This window comes from Caulobacter segnis, assembly GCF_029543125.1.
GTDB classification, from domain to species: domain Bacteria; phylum Pseudomonadota; class Alphaproteobacteria; order Caulobacterales; family Caulobacteraceae; genus Caulobacter; species Caulobacter segnis_D.
Map to the genome: position 1 here is coordinate 165000 of NZ_JARQWW010000003.1, position 15621 is coordinate 180620.

A 15621-nucleotide genomic window follows, 5' to 3' on the forward strand; every position below is an offset into this window, starting at 1 on the left:
TAACGCGCCTTGCGGGTCAGTGTCGAACGGCCAGCGGGGTGGAGACGCTGTGGCGGGCGAGAAGGCTGTGCATGGCGCAGGTCGACATCTGGAAGGCCAGCACCGATTCAGCGCCCTGGTTCAGGTTCGGCCCTTGAGGGCTGAGGCCGTCCAGGCACGAGCCGTCCTCATCCCGGGCCATCCGCACGCCCAGGTCGTTGGCGCCGAGGTACCAGTCATAGGCCCGGCGCGCCTCGTTGACCCAGCGCTGCTCCCCCGCCGCCTCGAAGGCCGCGGCGCAGGCGTCGATGGTGGCGGCGGCCTCCAGCGGCTGCTGGTCGAAAGCCGACGGGCGGGCGTGATGGACGCCGAAGCTGTGGGTGCCCACCGGGCGGAAACAGCCGTCCGGCGCCGACTGGATCTCGCAAAGCCAAGCCAGACCCTTGAGGCCGATCTGGATATAGCGGTCCTCCTCCAGCGCCATGCCGGCGCGCAGCAGGGCCTCAGGCAGGCGGGCGTTGTCATAGGATAGGAAAGGCTCGAACCACGTCCAGTCCGCGGTGGCATGGGTTTCGAACAGCTCGGCCAGATGGTCGGCGTGCTTGCGCAGCAGCCGCTCCGCCGTCGCGCTCTCGACGCCGCATCGGACCAGCGAGGCCAGGCCGAGGATCGCGAAGGCCGAGGTGCGGGCCGCCAGGATGCCCTCGAACGACGGCAGGACATTGCGGACCAATCCTTCCGCCCAATGGCGCAGGTCGGGGATCGGCGCGTTCTCCGCCGTGGCCCCGATGGCCCATAGCGCGCGGGCCCCGCTGTCCGACGATCCCTCGGCCTCCAGCCAGGTGCGCTCATAGGACATGAAGTTGCGGAACCGCCCCACATCGGCGTTCCAGGCGTACTGGACGAACGAGGCGTACACCCAGGCCAAGCGCTGCGGACGCTCGTCGCGCGGGCTCAGCGCCTTCAACTGGGTCGCCAGGATCAGGCCGCGGGCATTGTCGTCGATGCAGTAGCCATGGCGGCGGTCCGGCACGCCGTACAGGCTGTGCTGGAAGATGCCGCAGGCGTCGGTCAGGCGCTCCACCGCGTCCAGCTTCGGCGCCGGCAGGCGGGCGCGGCTTTCCTGGCTCATGTCGATCACCCGGGCGGTCTGCGCATCCTTGAAGGTCGATACATAGTCCTTGGCCACGGCCGACCAGATGGTCCGCCGTCCCTTGGCGTAGGCGCGGGCCTGCAGCCCGGCTTGGCGCTCGGGATCATCCAGCAGCCCGTTCACCGCCGCCGCCAGCGCTTCGACGTCTCCGAACGGAGCCAGCACGCCCGTCCCGTCATTCAGCAGCTCATGCGCGTGCCAGTAGGGGGTGGAGACCACCGCCTTGCCCATGGCCACGGCGTAGGACAGCGTGCCCGAGGTGATCTGCGCCTCGGCCAGATAGGGCGTCACATAGATGTCCGCCGCCTGCAGCCGGTCCAGCAGGGCTGGGGTGTCCATGTACTCATTGATGAAGGCCAGGTTCCGCCGCACGCCGAGCGAGGTGGCCAGCTCCGCCAACTGCTCACGATAGGCCTCGCCTTCGCGGGCGATCAGGTGCGGATGGGTGGCCCCGATGATGGTGTAGATGACGTCCGGGTGCCGCTCGACGATGGCGGGCAGGGCGCGGATCATCACCTCCAACCCCTTGTTCGGCGACAGCAGGCCGAAGGTCATCAGCACCTTGCGTCCCTCCAGCCCGAAGGCGGCCTTGCCGGTGTCCGGCTCGACCAGCGGGCGGTCCGGCGCGCCGTGAGGAATGACGGCGATCTTGTCGCCCGGCACGCTGTACACCCGGCGCAGGATCTCCTTGCCCTTCTCGGCCATGACCAGCAGGCGCGAGGCGCGCTGGATAAGGCCGCGCATCACCCGGCGCTGGTCGGCGTTGGGGTTGGTCAGGACGGTGTGCAGGGTGACGACCACCGGCGCGCGCACGGCCGACAGCACGCGCAGGATGTCCTCGCCGGCCGGGCCGCCGAAGATGCCGAACTCATGCTGCAGGTTGATCAGGTCCGCGCCGCTCTCGTTGATGCGGCGCGCGGCTTCGGCGTAATCGCCGAACTGCTGCTGACGGATGGAGAACTTGACGGGACCGCCGAAGTCATACGGCCCGTTGCCGTCGTCCATCGCATAGACGTCGCAGGCGAGGTCAGGGAAGGACGCCGTCAGGGCGTCGTGGACGTCGGCTGTGAAGGTTGCGATGCCGCATCGGCGTGGGGGGAAGTTGCCGATCAGCGCCACGCGCTTCAGGTCGGCGCCAGCCGACACGGGAGTGGACAGTTCGGTCGCATCGCTTTGATCGACCTGGCCGAGTGAAGCCAACGTCAAGTCCATGATAATCCGCCCTAGAGGTGCTGCCGGTCATGCCGGTTCGATTGCTGCAACGCGCAAAAGGCGGTTTGGGATGCGGCCGAAAATAAGCCGATCTCGCTTCCGGGACAGGCGCCGCTTTCTGCGGCGCCGGCGCCCGGTTCACGGCAGCTAGATTTCGCCCGACCGATTTGGACGGCCGCCGCCGCGCGATGAGGAGCCGCCCTTGCGGCCGGCGTTGGCCGCCAGATCGCGATCCTTGGCGAAGCTGCGCTTTTCGCTGGGAACGCTGGCGCCGCCCTTGCGGGCGATTTCACGGCGGCGTTCGGGATCCATGGCGGCGAAGCCACGGCGGCCGCGGGTGGTCGTCCGGTTGGAGTCGAGGTCCATGGTCTGCTCCTTCAGTAAAGCCTCGAGATGACCGATCCGGCGAAAGGCGTGCCGTCTCCGGGCGGGTTCGGCGTCGGATCGAGAGGCGGAGCCTCGTCCGGAACCTGACCCGGCTCGTACTCGGGAGCCGGCGGCTCGGGAGTCGGAGGCGGGCTGTTCGGGTCGGTCATCACGGTTTCAGTCCAGTTGGTCTGTGGAGCTAAACCGGTGAAGTCGGATTGGGTTCACCCGAAAACGCAACAAAGCGCGCCGGATCAAGCAGACCGGCGCGCTTTGTCAGTAGTTCCCATGATGTCGGCCGGTTAGGGAACTCTATTCACGCCGCAAAGCAGCCATATTCTCACGCATCTGCTGAACGGGCGTCTGGGGCAGGGCGTCGAGGATGAGGAACCCGTCGCCATCCGTGTCGAGGATGGTGAAGCGCTTGCGCGCGGTGGTTTCGAACTCCGCCTTGGTGATGCGGAAATTGAAGTCGGCGTCCGCCCCTCGCACCGGTTGGGGCTCGTTGAGCAGGCTGTAGGGCGCGGCGCCTTGCAGACTCATGCCCGCCATGACGCGGCGGTTCTTCAGCTTCTTGTCGCCGGGGCGCGGGCCGCCCTTGCGCGCGCCGCCGGGAGGCGGGCCGCCGAGGCCGCTACGGTCCGCGGTAGGCAGGATCTCCGGCGCGACCTTGTTTTCGTAGGCGGTGTTCTCCAGGGACGAGATGATCCCGTCCTTGTCCGTGTCCAGGGTGTCGAAGAACACCAGCGCGTCGGCCGTGAACTCCTTGCGGTCCAGCTTGCCGTCCTTGTCGGCGTCGGCCCGGGCGAACCAAGCGGCGACGGGATAGGGCGCGTCCGGCGCGGCGCGGAACGGCTCACCCGCCGGGCTGATGAACACCTGTTGCCGGGGGCCGCGAGGACCCTCGCGTGGCGGCCCCTCGCGCGGCACCTCGGGCGGCTGGGCGTGGGCGACGGCGGCGAAGGCGGCCAGGGGAAGCGTGACGGAGACGAGGAGGGAGCGGATCATGACTTCACAAACACCATGGCCGTTGCCGGCCGATTGCAGGTGCGCGCCCAAGCTTTGCCGGAGCGCAACAATCACGCCCAGATAAGGCCAAGCTTGGGCGAATGTCAGAGGGGCAGCCGGACCCGCGCGGTCATTCCGCCTTCGCGGTTGTGCAGGGTGACGTCGCCGCCGTGGGAGCGGGCGATGGAGCGGACCACCGCCAGGCCCAGCCCGATGCCCCCGGTCTCGCGATTGCGCGAAGGCTCGCCGCGATAGAAGGGGTCGAAGACCCGGTCCATCTCCCGGTCCGACACGCCGGGACCGTCGTCCTCGATCTCGATGATCGCGAAGCCGTCCTCGGCGAAGACACGCCCGCGCGCCGCGCCGCCGTATTTGAGCGCATTGTCCACGAGGTTGGACACCAGTCTCCGCAGGCCCAGGGGATCGCCGTCGATGACGATGCGGTCACACCGCTCGACGCTGGCCTTCCCACCCATCTCGGCGGCGTCGTCGATGACGCTCTCCAGCAGGGAGGCCAGCTCCAGCTTGGTCCGCTCACCTTCCCGCGTGGCGTCGCGGACGAAGGTGATGGCGGCGGAGATCATCTCGTCCATCTGATCGATTTCGGCGGCCAGCTTGCCCCGCAGCTCCTCCGGCGCACCCTCGATGCGAAAGCGCAGGCGGGTGAGGGGAGTGCGCATGTCGTGGGCAATGGCCCCGATCATGGCGGTGCGGTCCTCCACATAGCTGCGCAGGCGCTGCTGCATGCCGTTGAAGGCGGTGGCGGCGGCCTTCACCTCCGCCGAGCCTTTCAGCTCCAGCGGCGGCGCCCCGGGATCGCGGCCCAGGCGCTCGGCTGCATCCGCGAAGGCGCTGATCGGCGCGGCCAGGCGGCGGGCGAACAACCACACCAGCGGCGTCACCGCCAGGATCGACAGGCCCAGCACCAGCAGCAGGCGCGCCTGCCATTCGTCGGGACGCAGGGACGGCTTGGGTTCGACCACGATCCAGTGGCCGTCGGCCTGCTGCACGGCCAGTTTGAACCGGCCGACCAGAAAGTCTTCGTGGCGAAGCTCGGGCGGCGGGCCGCCCTTCTGCTCCAGCAGGGCGCGGCGGATGCCGGGCGGCGGGGGGCCGGGGCGCAGCAGCAGGCGGCGCTGCATGCTGATCTTGAGGACGATGCGCGACGGATCGACATCGATCGCCCGGCCGATCACGGCCTTCAGCTCATTGCGGCGGCGGCTCAGCCGCTGGTCGTCGAAATTCAGCTTGTTGCGCGCACGAACCGCCAAGGGCCGCCCGTCGCGGGTGTCGGTCTCCACGCCCGTCTTTACCGCCTGGGCGATCTCGGTGACGCGATAGAACTCCGGCGTCGGCGGCGGCGACAGCAGGATCACCGCCACGCTGATCACCTGGGCGGCAATGAGGGTGAAGATCACCAGGCCGATGGTCTGGAGGAACAGCGGCGTGGCGGAGATGCGGCGGCTCATGCGGTCCGCGTGACCTTGGGCGTGAACACGTAGCCTTCCGAGCGGATGGTGCGGATGATCTCGCCGGCGCTGTCGTCCAGCTTGCGGCGCAGGCGGCTGATCTGCACGTCGATGGCGCGGTCATAGGCGTCGGAATCACGCCCTCGGGCCAGGTCGAGAAGCTGGTCGCGGTTCAGAACGCGCTGCGGCCGGTCGATGAAGGCGCGAAGCAGGGTGAACTCGCCGCTCGACAGGTTGATCACCACCCCGTCGGGCGAGCGCAGGTCGCGCCGCACCAGATCCAACCGCCAGCCGGCGAACTCGCAGGTCGCGCCCAGGGCGGTGTCTTCGGCGGGGCGGGGCTCCTGGCGGCGGCGCAGGACCGCGCGGACGCGGGCGAGAAGTTCGCGCGGATTGCACGGCTTGGGCAGATAGTCGTCGGCCCCCAGCTCCAGGCCCACGATGCGGTCCGTCTCTTCGCCCATGGCGCTGAGCATGATGATCGACGGGCCGTCCGGCTGAGCCGCCAGCTTGCGGCAAAGGGCCAGGCCGTCGTCGCCGGGCAGCATGACGTCAAGGATGATGAGGTCGGGCTTCTGGCGCGAAAGGGCGCGCTCCATCTCCGTCCCGTCGCCGGCCGTCTCCACGAGATAGCCATGCTTGCCGAGGAAGTCGGACACCAGGTCACGGATGCCCGGATCGTCGTCGACCACGAGAATCCGGGGGGATGGATCGGTTCGGCTCATATCCATTCCGCCTTCATGCCACGCCCCTGTCACGTTCCGATTTCAGCGCGGACATAGAAGCGAAACGTGGCCGGAACGCCAAGTTCAGGCGCCCGCCAGCACCCGGTCGGCCACATAGGGGTTGGATCGCCGCTCCGCCCCGAAGGTGGACATGGGGCCATGACCGGGCACGAACCGCACGTCGTCGCCCAGGGGCCACAGCTTCTGGGTGATGGAGGCGATCAGGTCCGCATGGTTGCCACGCGGGAAGTCCGTCCGCCCGATCGAGCCCTGGAAGAGCACGTCGCCCACCTGGGCGAACTTCGCCTCGCGATGGAAGAAGATCACGTGCCCCGGCGTGTGCCCGGGGCAGTGGATCACCTCGAACTCCGTTTCACCCACCGTGACCACGTCGCCGTCGCCCAGCCAGCGGTCTGGCACGAAGGCTCGCGCCTCGGGCATGCCCCAGCGGTCGCCGTTGGTGCTGATGTCGTCGATCCAGAACTGGTCGTCGGGGTGCGGCCCTTCGATCGGCACGCCCGTCTCCAGCTTCAGCGCCGCCGCGCCGCCGGCGTGATCAAGGTGCCCGTGGGTGATCCAGATCTTCTCCAGGGTCAGCCCCTGGTCCTCGATCGCCTTCAGCAGGCGCGGGACCTCGCCGCCGGGATCGATGATCGCCGCCTTCTTGGTCTTGGCGCACCAGACGATGGTGCAGTTCTGCTGAAGCGGCGTGACCGGCGCGATCACCGCGCGGATGGGGGGCTCGGAGCTCATGGCCCCAACATGGTGTGATGCGCCCAAAAGAAAAGGCCCGGACGATGCCCGGGCCGATCCTTGAAGCCTGTGAAGGACGCTTAGTCCTTCGGCGCGCCGATGGCTTGCGCCTCGGTCGGCGGGGCGTCGGGGGCCGTCTCAGGAACCTCGACGATGCCGCGGCCCACGTGGCTGTTGCGGAAGCCGTACGCGAAGTACAGCAGCAGACCGATGCCCGACCACACCGGGAACACCAGCTTGGCGGCCGGCGGCAGGAACATGAACAGCACGATGCAGCCGATGCCGGCCACCGGGGCCACGATCCAGACCAGCGGAGCGCGGAACGGACGGTGGCGGTTCGGCTCGCGGATGCGCAGCAGCACCACCGTGATGGACACCGCCAGGAAGGCGAACAGCGTGCCGGAGTTCGAGATGTCCGCCAGCGAGCCGACCGGGAAGAAGGCCGCCGCGACCATCACGCCCACGCCGGTGACCATGGTCACCACGTGCGGCGTCTTGAACTTCGGATGCACCTTGCTCAGCACGGCCGGCAGCAGGCCGTCGCGCGACATCACGAAGAACAGGCGGGTCTGGCCATAGACCATCATCAGGATGACCGAGGGCAGGGCCAGGAAGGCCGCCAAGCCCAGCAGGTTGCCGACCGACGGATAGCCGATCTCGCGCAGGACATGCGCCAGGGCTTCCTTCGAGCAGACCAGCGGCTGCTGGGCGCCGGCGGCGATGTTGGCGCACTGATCGGCCAAGGCGCGAGAGCCCGGAGCCAGGTGCGTGACGCCGTCCGCCGCGAACAGCGGTTGAGCGCCATAGGCGCCGATCGCGCCGCTGGCGACCAGGATGTAGAAGATGGTGCAGATGACCAGCGAGCCGATCAGGGCCAGCGGGACGTTGCGCTGCGGGTTCTTGGTTTCCTCGGCGGCCGTCGAGACGGCGTCGAAGCCCACATAGGCGAAGAAGATCGAGGCAGCCGCCCCGATAATCCCGGGCGTGCCCAGCGGCGCGAACGGCGCGAAGTTTTCCTGCTTCATCAGCGGCAGGGCCAGCACGATGAACAGGGTCAGGGCCGTCACCTTGATGGCGACCAGGACGGCGTTGACCGTGGCGCTCTCGGTGGTGCCGACGACCAGCAGGCCGGTCACGGCGGCGGCGATGACGACCGCCGGCAGGTTGATGACGCCGCCGGCATAGGGGCCGTTGGCCAAGGCGGCGGGTATGACCACGCCGATGGAGTTCTCAAGCAGACCGACCAGATAGCCGGACCAGCCCACGGCCACGGCGCTGGCCGCCACGGCGTATTCGAGGATCAGGGCCCAGCCCACCAGCCAGGCGATGAACTCGCCCATGACCGCGTAGGAGTAGGTGTAGGCGGAGCCGGAGACCGGCACCATCGAGGCCAGTTCGGAATAGCAGAGCGCGGCGACCGCGCAGACGAAACCGGCGATGATGAAAGAGATCAGCATGCCCGGGCCGGCCTTTTGGGCCGCTTCGGCGGTCAGCACGAAGATGCCGGTGCCGATGATCCCGCCGATGCCGAGCAGGGTAAGCTGGAACAGACCCAGCGAGCGATGAAGCGACTTCTTCTGTGCGGTCGCCAGAATCGCGTCGAGCGGCTTAACGCGCCACATATTTCCTCCAGAGGTCCCACGGCTCCCCCAGAGCCGCTTCGTGAAAGTCTGGCCCGGATCTCGAGCTCAGCGTGGCGCGACCGTGGCGACTTGCCTGCCCCCGGTCAAGCGGCAAGCACGACGGCGCCCCGCTTGGCGCGGAGGCGGGGGGCGTTTACAGGGCCTGCATGCTTCCGATTGAAGAGGTATTGCCGAGATTGCAGGCGACGCTGCTCGATGCGTGCGCCGCCGTGCTGGTGGCGCCGCCGGGCGCGGGCAAGACCACGCGCGTTCCCTTGGCCCTTCTGGGGCAGCCGTGGGTGGGCGACGGGAAAATCATCCTGCTGGAGCCGCGCCGACTCGCCGCCCGCGCCGCCGCCGAACGCATGGCCCAGAGCCTGAACGAACCGGTGGGCGAGACCGTCGGTTATCGCGTCCGCCTGCAATCCAAGGTCAGCGCCCGCACCCGGATCGAGGTGGTGACCGAGGGCGTCTTCACCCGGATGATTCTGGACGACCCGGGCCTGGACGGCGTCGCCGCCGTGCTGTTCGACGAATTCCACGAACGCAGCCTGGACGCCGATCTCGGCCTCGCCCTGGCGCGCGACTCGCAAGGCCTGCTGCGCGACGACCTGAGGGTGCTGGTCATGTCCGCCACCCTCGACGGCGCCCGCATCGCCGCCCACCTGGGCGACGCCCCGATCGTGGAGAGCGAGGGCCGGATGTTCCCGGTCGACACCCGCTATCTCGGCCGCGACGACCGCCTCCGTCTGGAGGAGCGCGTGGCCCGCGCGGTTGAGCGCGCGCTGCAGGAGGAGGGCGGCTCCGTCCTCGTCTTCCTGCCGGGGCAGGGGGAGATCCGCCGCACCGAGACCCTGCTGAAGGAGCGCCTGCGTCGGCCCGATGTGGACGTGGCCCCGCTCTACGGAGCCCTCGATCCCGCCGTGCAGGACCGCGCCATCGCCGCCGCCGCACCGGGGCGGCGCAAGGTGGTGCTGGCCACCTCCATCGCCGAGACCTCCCTGACCATCCAGGGCGTGCGCGTGGTCATTGATTGCGGCCTGGCCCGCGTGCCGCGCTTCGACCCGGCCAGCGGCCTGACCCGCCTCGACACCGTGCGCGTCAGCCGCGCCGCCGCCGACCAGCGCCGGGGCCGCGCCGGCCGCACCGAGCCCGGCGTCTGCTATCGCCTGTGGGACGAGGCGGAGACCCGCGCTCTGCCCGCCTTCGGCCGGCCGGAGATTCTGGAGGCGGACCTCTCCAGCCTCGCCCTCGATCTCGCCCGCTGGGGCGCCCGCAATGCGGAGGGGCTGACCTTCCTCGATCCGCCGCCCGCCGCCGCCTTCAACGAGGCGCGGGGTCTGCTGCGTCGCCTGAACGCCCTGACCGACGACGGCGCGCTCACCACCCACGGGGAGCGTCTGGGCGACCTGCCGCTGGCCCCGCGTCTGGCCCACATGATCCTGCGCGCCGCCGCCTCGGGCCAGGCTGACCGCGCCGCCCTGATCGCCGCCGTGCTCAGCGAACAGGCCCTGGGCGGGCGCGATGTGGACCTGCGCCACCGGCTGGAGGCCGTGGGCCGCGACGGCTCGCCCCGCGCCCGCGACGCCAAGACCCTGGCCGGCCGCTGGGCTCGGGCGGCGGGCAAGGCCTCGAACGCCGAACCTCTCGACGACGCCCTGCTGCTGGCCGAGGCCTATCCTGAGCGCGTGGCCCGCGCCCGCGGTCCGGCGGGGGAGTTTCAGCTCGCCAACGGACGCGGCGTCTATCTGGAGGCCACCGACGCCCTGGCGCGCGAGAAGTGGCTCGCGGTGGGCGAACTCGGCGGCGGCGACGCCCGCGACCGGATCCTGCTGGCCGCCCCCTTGGACGAGGCCGCCCTGCGCGAGGCCTTCGCCGACCGTCTGGTCGCCGAGGACCGCCTGGAGCCCGACGCCAAGGGCCGCGTCCGCGCCCGCCGTCTGCTGCGCCTGGGCAAGCTGGTGGTGGAGGAGCGGCTGATCGAAAAGCCCGACCCCGCCATGATCACCAAGGCCCTGATGGACAAGGTTCGGGCCGAGGGGCTGTCGGCCCTCAAATTCGGCGAGGCGTCCGACGGCTTCCGCGCCCAGGCCGCCTTCCTGCGCGAGCTCGACGACAGTTGGCCCGACCTGTCCGACGCGGCGCTGATCGCCCAGCTCGACGATTGGCTGGCTCCGCTGCTGACCGGAAAGTCGTCCCTGGCGGACCTCTCCGACCACGCCCTGGCCGACGCCCTGAAGACGCTCGTGCCTTGGGACCTGCAGCGGAAGATGGACGCCGCCGCCCCGTCCCGTTGGACCGCGCCCACCGGCAACGCCTTCCGCATCGACTACGCCGCCGAGGGCAGCCCCCGCGTCGACGTCCGGGTGCAGGAGCTGTTCGGGCTGTCGACCCATCCGTCGGTGGGAGGAGGGCGCGTGCCCCTGACCCTGGCCCTGCTGTCACCCGCCCATCGCCCGATCCAGATCACCAAGGACCTGCCGGGCTTCTGGGCCGGCTCATGGAAGGCGGTCAAAAGCGAGATGAAGGGCCGCTATCCCCGGCACGTCTGGCCCGACGACCCGGCCAACACGGCGCCGACCGCCAGGGCGAAACCCCGAGGGACGTGAGCCTTCTTCTCCCCGCACGCTTCGCTACGAGGGAGGAGAAGCGGATGCTTATCCCCCTCCTCAGAACCTCCCGTAAGCTTTGCTCATCCCGTCGCAGGGGAGGGTGCGTGGCCACGCGCTGACGTCGCGGCGGGATCGGCTCCCCCTGGAGGCCGACCGACGCCGGGAACAGCCATACGAAGGCGTCGATCGCAGCGTTCACGACAAGGACCCGCGCGGAGCGCCGGACTTCTTTCCAGCCACTCCAACCCAAATCGAGCGAAGACCAGTGCTCCGCTGCCCTCCCATCACCTTCGCGCAACCGCGCGAGGCGGCGAAGCCGTGCGTCCTTCGACAGGCTCAGGATGACGAACTCAGAGCCAATCCACCTTCGTCATGCTGAGCGGTCGCGAAAGCGGCCAGTCGAAGCACGCAATGCACCTCAAGCCGCCTCGGCCGCCTTCTTGTCGAACTCCAAGCGGGCCAAGTCCATCTGCAGCTGGTTGGCGTGGGCCCATTGGCCGAGCGCCGCCACCGGCGCCTTCAGCGATTTCCCAAGCGCCGTCAGTTCATACTCCACGCGCGGCGGCACGGTGGGGAACACCGTGCGGTTCACCAGGCCCTCGCGCTCCAGATTGCGCAGGGTCAGGGTCAGCATCCGCTGGGAGATGCCGTTCACCATCCGCTTCAGCTCGTTGAACCGGCGCGGCCCGTCAGCCAGCAGCATGACGATCAGCACCGTCCACTTGTCGCCGATCAAGGACAGGACATCCGTCACCGGGCGGCAGGCGGAGGGGGTGTAGGCGAGATTTTCTTGCGACATGAAACGACGTTCTTCGGGTGGGCTGAAAAAGTAACTTAGGAACAAATCCAGCCTACTCAAGGGCTTGGCGCATCCCCAGCAGGCACATCCATGTGACCAGGGCTAACCCATGTGTCTCGGCACCAAATTTGTGCGTTCTTGAGTTACGAATTCCGGCGCACTTAATCGGCAGCAGGCTCGGTTACCGATCCGATGAAAAGGAAGGTTTCTCCAATGACTCTGCTGCATATCGACTCCTCGATCCTGGGCGACAACTCCGTCAGCCGTCAGGTCTCGGCCGCCATCGCGACCGCCATCACCAACGACGCTCCGGCCACCAAGGTGGTCTACCGCGACCTCGCCGCCGACCCGCTGCCGCACCTGAGCGGCGCGCATCTGGGCGGCGTGGCCCCGCAGGCCGAACTCGACGCCGGCGCAGAGGCGCTGGAGCAGTTCCTGGCCGCCGACATCATCGTCATCGGCGCCCCCATGTACAACTTCACCATCTCCAGCCAGCTCAAGGCCTGGATCGACCGCATCCTCGCGGCGGGCAAGACCTTCCGCTACGGCCCCAACGGCGTCGAAGGCCTGGCGGGCGGCAAGCGGGTGATCGTCGCCCTGTCCAAGGGCGGCTACTACGGCGACGGCCAGCCGGCCGCCGGCATGGACTTTCAGGAGCCCTATCTGAAGGCGATCTTCGGCTTCATCGGCATCCACGACGTGGAGTTCGTCCGCGCTGAGGGCATCGCCGTCGGTCCCGAGCAGCGCGAACAAGGCATCGCCTCCGCCCTGGCCTCGGTCACTGAACTGAAGCGCGCGGCGTAAGCCTTGAGACCTTCCTGAACCAGCCTAGGTGGCGGCGTAGATCATGATCCCCGTCGCCACCGACAGGTTCAGGCTGTCGGCGCGTCCGCGCATGGGGATCTTGACGTTCACGTCGCAGGCGGCGGCCAGCTCGGGCGGCAGCCCCTGCTGCTCGTTGCCCATCAGGATCAGGGACGGCTTGCGGTACTCGGCCGTGCGGTGATCCACCTCGGCGGTCAGCAGAGTGCCGACCACCGATCCCGGCCAGGTTTCGCGGAAGGCGAGGAACTGCTCGACGCTGGCCTTGGCGATCTTCACCGCAAAGATTGAGCCCATGGTCGCCCGCACAGCTTCGACAGAGAACGGATCGCAGCAGTCGCCCACCAGGATCACCCCGCCGCAGCCGGCGGCGTCCGCCGTGCGCACGATGGTGCCCAGGTTGCCCGGATCGCGCACCGCCTGCAGCGCCACCCAGCAGGGCGCGCTCTGCGGCTCCAAAGCGTCCAGCTCGGCGAAGGTCTGCTTGAACACCGCCACCACCGCCTGCGGATTGTCGCGGCGGCTGACCTTCTCCAGGATTTCGCGGTTGACCTCGATCACCTCGCCGCCGGCCTTGCGGGTGGCCTCGGCCGCCTTCTGCAGCATCGGATGATCAGCCGCGTCGCGCCCGAACAGCAGGATGCGCGGCGCGTGGCCCAGGTCCACCGCCTCGATGATGATCTTCAGGCCCTCGGCCAGGAACAGGCCGGTCTCCTCGCGCTCCTTGCGCATGTGCAGGGCGCGGACGGCCTTCACCGTGGCGTTGGTGACGGAGGTGACGACCTTGGGGTTCACGACGCGTACCTCGCGAAGAACGACAGGCCGATCTGGCGGTCCAGCTTCTCCTCCACCAGGGCCAACTCGCCCCAGTCGATGCGGCCCGGCCGCCCGGCCAGCTTTTCCGCCAGCAGGCCCGACAGCGCCGCCCCGCTGATCCGCGCGGCATAGGCGTTGAGGATCAGGAAGTTGGCGTCCGGCGACAGCAGCTCGGCGCACAGCTCGGCGAACTCCGGCAGACCCTCGAACAGGCGCCAGACCTCGTTGTTGGGGCCCCGCCCGAACTTCGGCGGGTCCAGGATGATGCCGTCATAACGGCTGCCGCGCCGGATCTCGCGCTGGACGAACTTGCGTGCGTCCTCGCAGATCCAGCGGATCGGCTTGTCCTCCATCTTCGACAGGGCGGCGTTCTCCCGCGCCCAGCCGATGGCCTTCTTGGAGGCGTCCACATGCGTGACCTCGCCCCCCGCCGCCGCGCAGACCAGGGACGCCACCCCGGTGTAGCCGAACAGGTTCAGCACCTTCAGCGGCCGCTTGGCCGCGCGGATGCGCTCGTCCATCCACGCCCAGTTCGCCGCCTGCTCGGGGAAGAAGGCAAGGTGGCGGAAATTGGTGAAACGGCCGTGGAAGCGGACCTCGCCCCAGCCCAGGGGCCAGGTCTCGGCCGGCGGCTTGGAGAACCGCCAGCGGCCGGCTTCCTCTTCGTCCGAAGGATCGAACACCGCGTCGGCCTTGTCCCACACGCTGGCGTCCAGGCGCGGGCGCCACAGGCACTGGGGTTCGGGCCTTACGACCGTGTACTTGCCGTAGCGCTCCAGCTTGCGTCCGTCGCCGCTGTCGATGAGGGCGTAATCACCCCAGGCGGTGGTTCGCATGACGAGGGGCGTGTCCGCCACCGCGGGTTTCTGGCTGTCCATTTCCCGGCTGATACGCGCTGCGGGGAGGGGACGTCCACCCTCGCTTCGGCCTGAACCGGCGAATGGCGCGTCTTGTCCCAGTGATAGGGCGCGGTGATCAGCTGCCGCACCGCATGAACGGCGGCCATGGACAGCATCGGCCAGTACAGCGGCGCAAGGGCGAAGTCCCTCAGCCGCAGGGGCAACCCCGCGTTGCGCAGGCCCGCCGCGCCGCAAGCCGCCGTCACCGCCCATCCGCTCAGCAGCAGAGCCAGGTCCTGCGCCGCGATGGGCAGGGGCACGCCCGCCATCCACCCGCTCAGCATCGTCGCCAGCACCCAGGCCGCCGCCGGCCCATGCAACAGCACCGACAGGCTCGACAGCCCCAGCGTCGCCAGCAGCGCGGCGTTGAAGCCGAACGGCTGTCGCCAGAACCGCCGTGAATGCACGCCGAACGACTGCATGTGCCCCTTCACCCACCGGGTCCGCTGCGGCAGCCAATCGACCAGCGCCGTCGGCGCGGGCTCGAAGGTCGGCGCGGACAGCATCCCCATCCGCCACCCGCGCGCCGCCAGCCGGAACCCCAGGTCCGCGTCTTCGGTGACGTTGAAGGCGTCCCAACCGCCGACGCCGCGCAGGACGCCGGTCTGGAAGTGGTTGCTGGTCCCGCCCAGGGGAAACGGCAGGCCCAGGCGGGCGAGGGCGGGCAGCATCACCTCGAACTGCACCGCGTATTCCAGGCCGAACTGGGCGGGGATAAATCGCCGGTCCGGATCGATCCGCAACGGCGCCTGCAGACAGGCCAGTTCGCGCGGTCCCGCCGCGAACCGCGCCGCCGCCTCGCGAAGCTGGCCGGGATGGAGGCGGTCCTCCGCGTCGAACACCACCACCAGTTCGCCCCGCGCCCGGCGCAGGGCGATGTTGCAGGCGCGGGGCTTTGTCTTCGGATGGCCCGGCGGCGCGACCATCACCTCGATGAAGCGGGGCAGGCGCATCCGCGCCAGGACCGCCGCCGTCTCCATGTCGTCGTCCTCAATGACGATGATCACCTGCAGCCGGTCGCGCGGATAGTCGATGGCCTGCATCGCCCGCACGACGCCCGGGGCCATCCCGGCTTCCTGATAGAGCGGCACGATGACGCTGTAGCGGGGCAGGACTGCGTCCGGCAGGGGCGGACCGGCTGCGGCGGGCGGGCGATCAGCAGGGCGGCCAGCCTCATCAGCGTCGCCCCGCCGAAACCGGCGAACAGCAGGAGATAGAGCGCCGTCCAGCCCGGCCTCCAGTCCGTCGCCGCCAATCCCGGCAGGATCAGCAAGGCCGTTGCCAGCAAGGCGATCTGCATCCGGGTCAGGCCCGTGGCCGCGCTGTCGAACAGGATCGTGCGCTCGACGCTTGGCGCGCCGCCGTCCCGCTCCTCCCGCGCCATGT

General features: G+C 69.2%; 15 protein-coding genes. 2 read left to right on the plus strand and 13 right to left on the minus strand.

Going from position 1 to position 15621, the window contains the following annotated elements; translation table 11 throughout:
• Window positions 1-16: 16 nt before the first annotated feature.
• The 8 genes from P7B02_RS09890 to P7B02_RS09925 all read right to left on the minus strand — a co-directional run bounded on the left by P7B02_RS09890 (window position 17) and on the right by P7B02_RS09925 (window position 8287).
• Window positions 17-2344 (minus strand): glycosyltransferase family 4 protein, encoded by a 2328-nt coding sequence (locus tag P7B02_RS09890; RefSeq protein ID WP_277786180.1) that lies wholly within the window; start codon window positions 2342-2344, stop codon window positions 17-19.
• A 147-nt stretch (window positions 2345-2491) separates the two neighbouring features.
• Entirely contained in the window at window positions 2492-2710 is a 219-nt protein-coding gene (locus P7B02_RS09895) for a KGG domain-containing protein (RefSeq protein ID WP_277786181.1), read from the minus strand.
• Window positions 2711-2721: 11 nt separating this feature from the next.
• The gene (locus P7B02_RS09900) at window positions 2722-2880 is read right to left on the minus strand and encodes a hypothetical protein (protein ID WP_277786182.1); all 159 of its coding nucleotides are present in this window, start codon (window positions 2878-2880) and stop codon (window positions 2722-2724) included.
• Between the two features lie 142 nt (window positions 2881-3022).
• Window positions 3023-3718 (minus strand): hypothetical protein, encoded by a 696-nt coding sequence (locus tag P7B02_RS09905; RefSeq protein ID WP_277786183.1) that lies wholly within the window; start codon window positions 3716-3718, stop codon window positions 3023-3025.
• A 104-nt stretch (window positions 3719-3822) separates the two neighbouring features.
• Window positions 3823-5187 (minus strand): ATP-binding protein, encoded by a 1365-nt coding sequence (locus tag P7B02_RS09910; protein ID WP_277786184.1) that lies wholly within the window; start codon window positions 5185-5187, stop codon window positions 3823-3825.
• Window positions 5184-5918, minus strand: a complete 735-nt coding sequence (locus P7B02_RS09915) for a response regulator (protein WP_277786185.1) — start codon at window positions 5916-5918, stop codon at window positions 5184-5186. Before P7B02_RS09915 ends, P7B02_RS09910 begins: the two co-directional genes overlap by 4 nt.
• Before the next feature lie 78 nt (window positions 5919-5996).
• The gene (locus tag P7B02_RS09920) at window positions 5997-6665 is read right to left on the minus strand and encodes an MBL fold metallo-hydrolase (protein WP_277786186.1); all 669 of its coding nucleotides are present in this window, start codon (window positions 6663-6665) and stop codon (window positions 5997-5999) included.
• Window positions 6666-6745: 80 nt separating this feature from the next.
• Window positions 6746-8287: an amino acid permease gene (locus tag P7B02_RS09925; RefSeq protein WP_277786187.1), complete on the minus strand. Its 1542-nt coding sequence runs from the start codon at window positions 8285-8287 to the stop codon at window positions 6746-6748.
• A 167-nt stretch (window positions 8288-8454) separates the two neighbouring features.
• Between P7B02_RS09925 and hrpB the strand changes: the two genes are divergently transcribed.
• A complete protein-coding gene (gene hrpB / locus P7B02_RS09930; protein ID WP_277786188.1) occupies window positions 8455-10896 on the plus strand; it encodes an ATP-dependent helicase HrpB in 2442 nt (813 codons plus the stop codon).
• 421 nt (window positions 10897-11317) lie between these two features.
• Here the strand turns inward: hrpB and P7B02_RS09935 are convergent, their stop codons facing one another.
• Window positions 11318-11698, minus strand: a complete 381-nt coding sequence (locus tag P7B02_RS09935; RefSeq protein ID WP_277786189.1) for a winged helix-turn-helix transcriptional regulator — start codon at window positions 11696-11698, stop codon at window positions 11318-11320.
• A gap of 213 nt (window positions 11699-11911) precedes the next feature.
• Between P7B02_RS09935 and P7B02_RS09940 the strand changes: the two genes are divergently transcribed.
• Window positions 11912-12502, plus strand: coding sequence for an FMN-dependent NADH-azoreductase (locus P7B02_RS09940; protein ID WP_277786190.1), 591 nt, complete (start codon window positions 11912-11914; stop codon window positions 12500-12502).
• A 24-nt stretch (window positions 12503-12526) separates the two neighbouring features.
• On the opposite strand, the gene P7B02_RS09945 is transcribed toward P7B02_RS09940, so the two are convergent.
• The 4 genes from P7B02_RS09945 to P7B02_RS09960 are packed head-to-tail and all read right to left on the minus strand — an operon-like array spanning window position 12527 to window position 15619.
• On the minus strand, window positions 12527-13315 hold the full coding sequence (locus tag P7B02_RS09945) for a TrmH family RNA methyltransferase (protein WP_277786191.1): 789 nt from the start codon (window positions 13313-13315) through the stop codon (window positions 12527-12529).
• A complete protein-coding gene (locus tag P7B02_RS09950) occupies window positions 13312-14172 on the minus strand; it encodes a class I SAM-dependent methyltransferase (protein ID WP_277786192.1) in 861 nt (286 codons plus the stop codon). The genes P7B02_RS09945 and P7B02_RS09950 overlap by 4 nt, the downstream gene beginning before the upstream one ends.
• Entirely contained in the window at window positions 14085-15302 is a 1218-nt protein-coding gene (locus P7B02_RS09955; RefSeq protein WP_277786193.1) for a glycosyltransferase family 2 protein, read from the minus strand. The genes P7B02_RS09950 and P7B02_RS09955 overlap by 88 nt, the downstream gene beginning before the upstream one ends.
• Window positions 15239-15619 (minus strand): hypothetical protein, encoded by a 381-nt coding sequence (locus P7B02_RS09960; protein ID WP_277786194.1) that lies wholly within the window; start codon window positions 15617-15619, stop codon window positions 15239-15241. The genes P7B02_RS09955 and P7B02_RS09960 overlap by 64 nt, the downstream gene beginning before the upstream one ends.
• Between the last annotated feature and the right edge of the window lie 2 nt (window positions 15620-15621).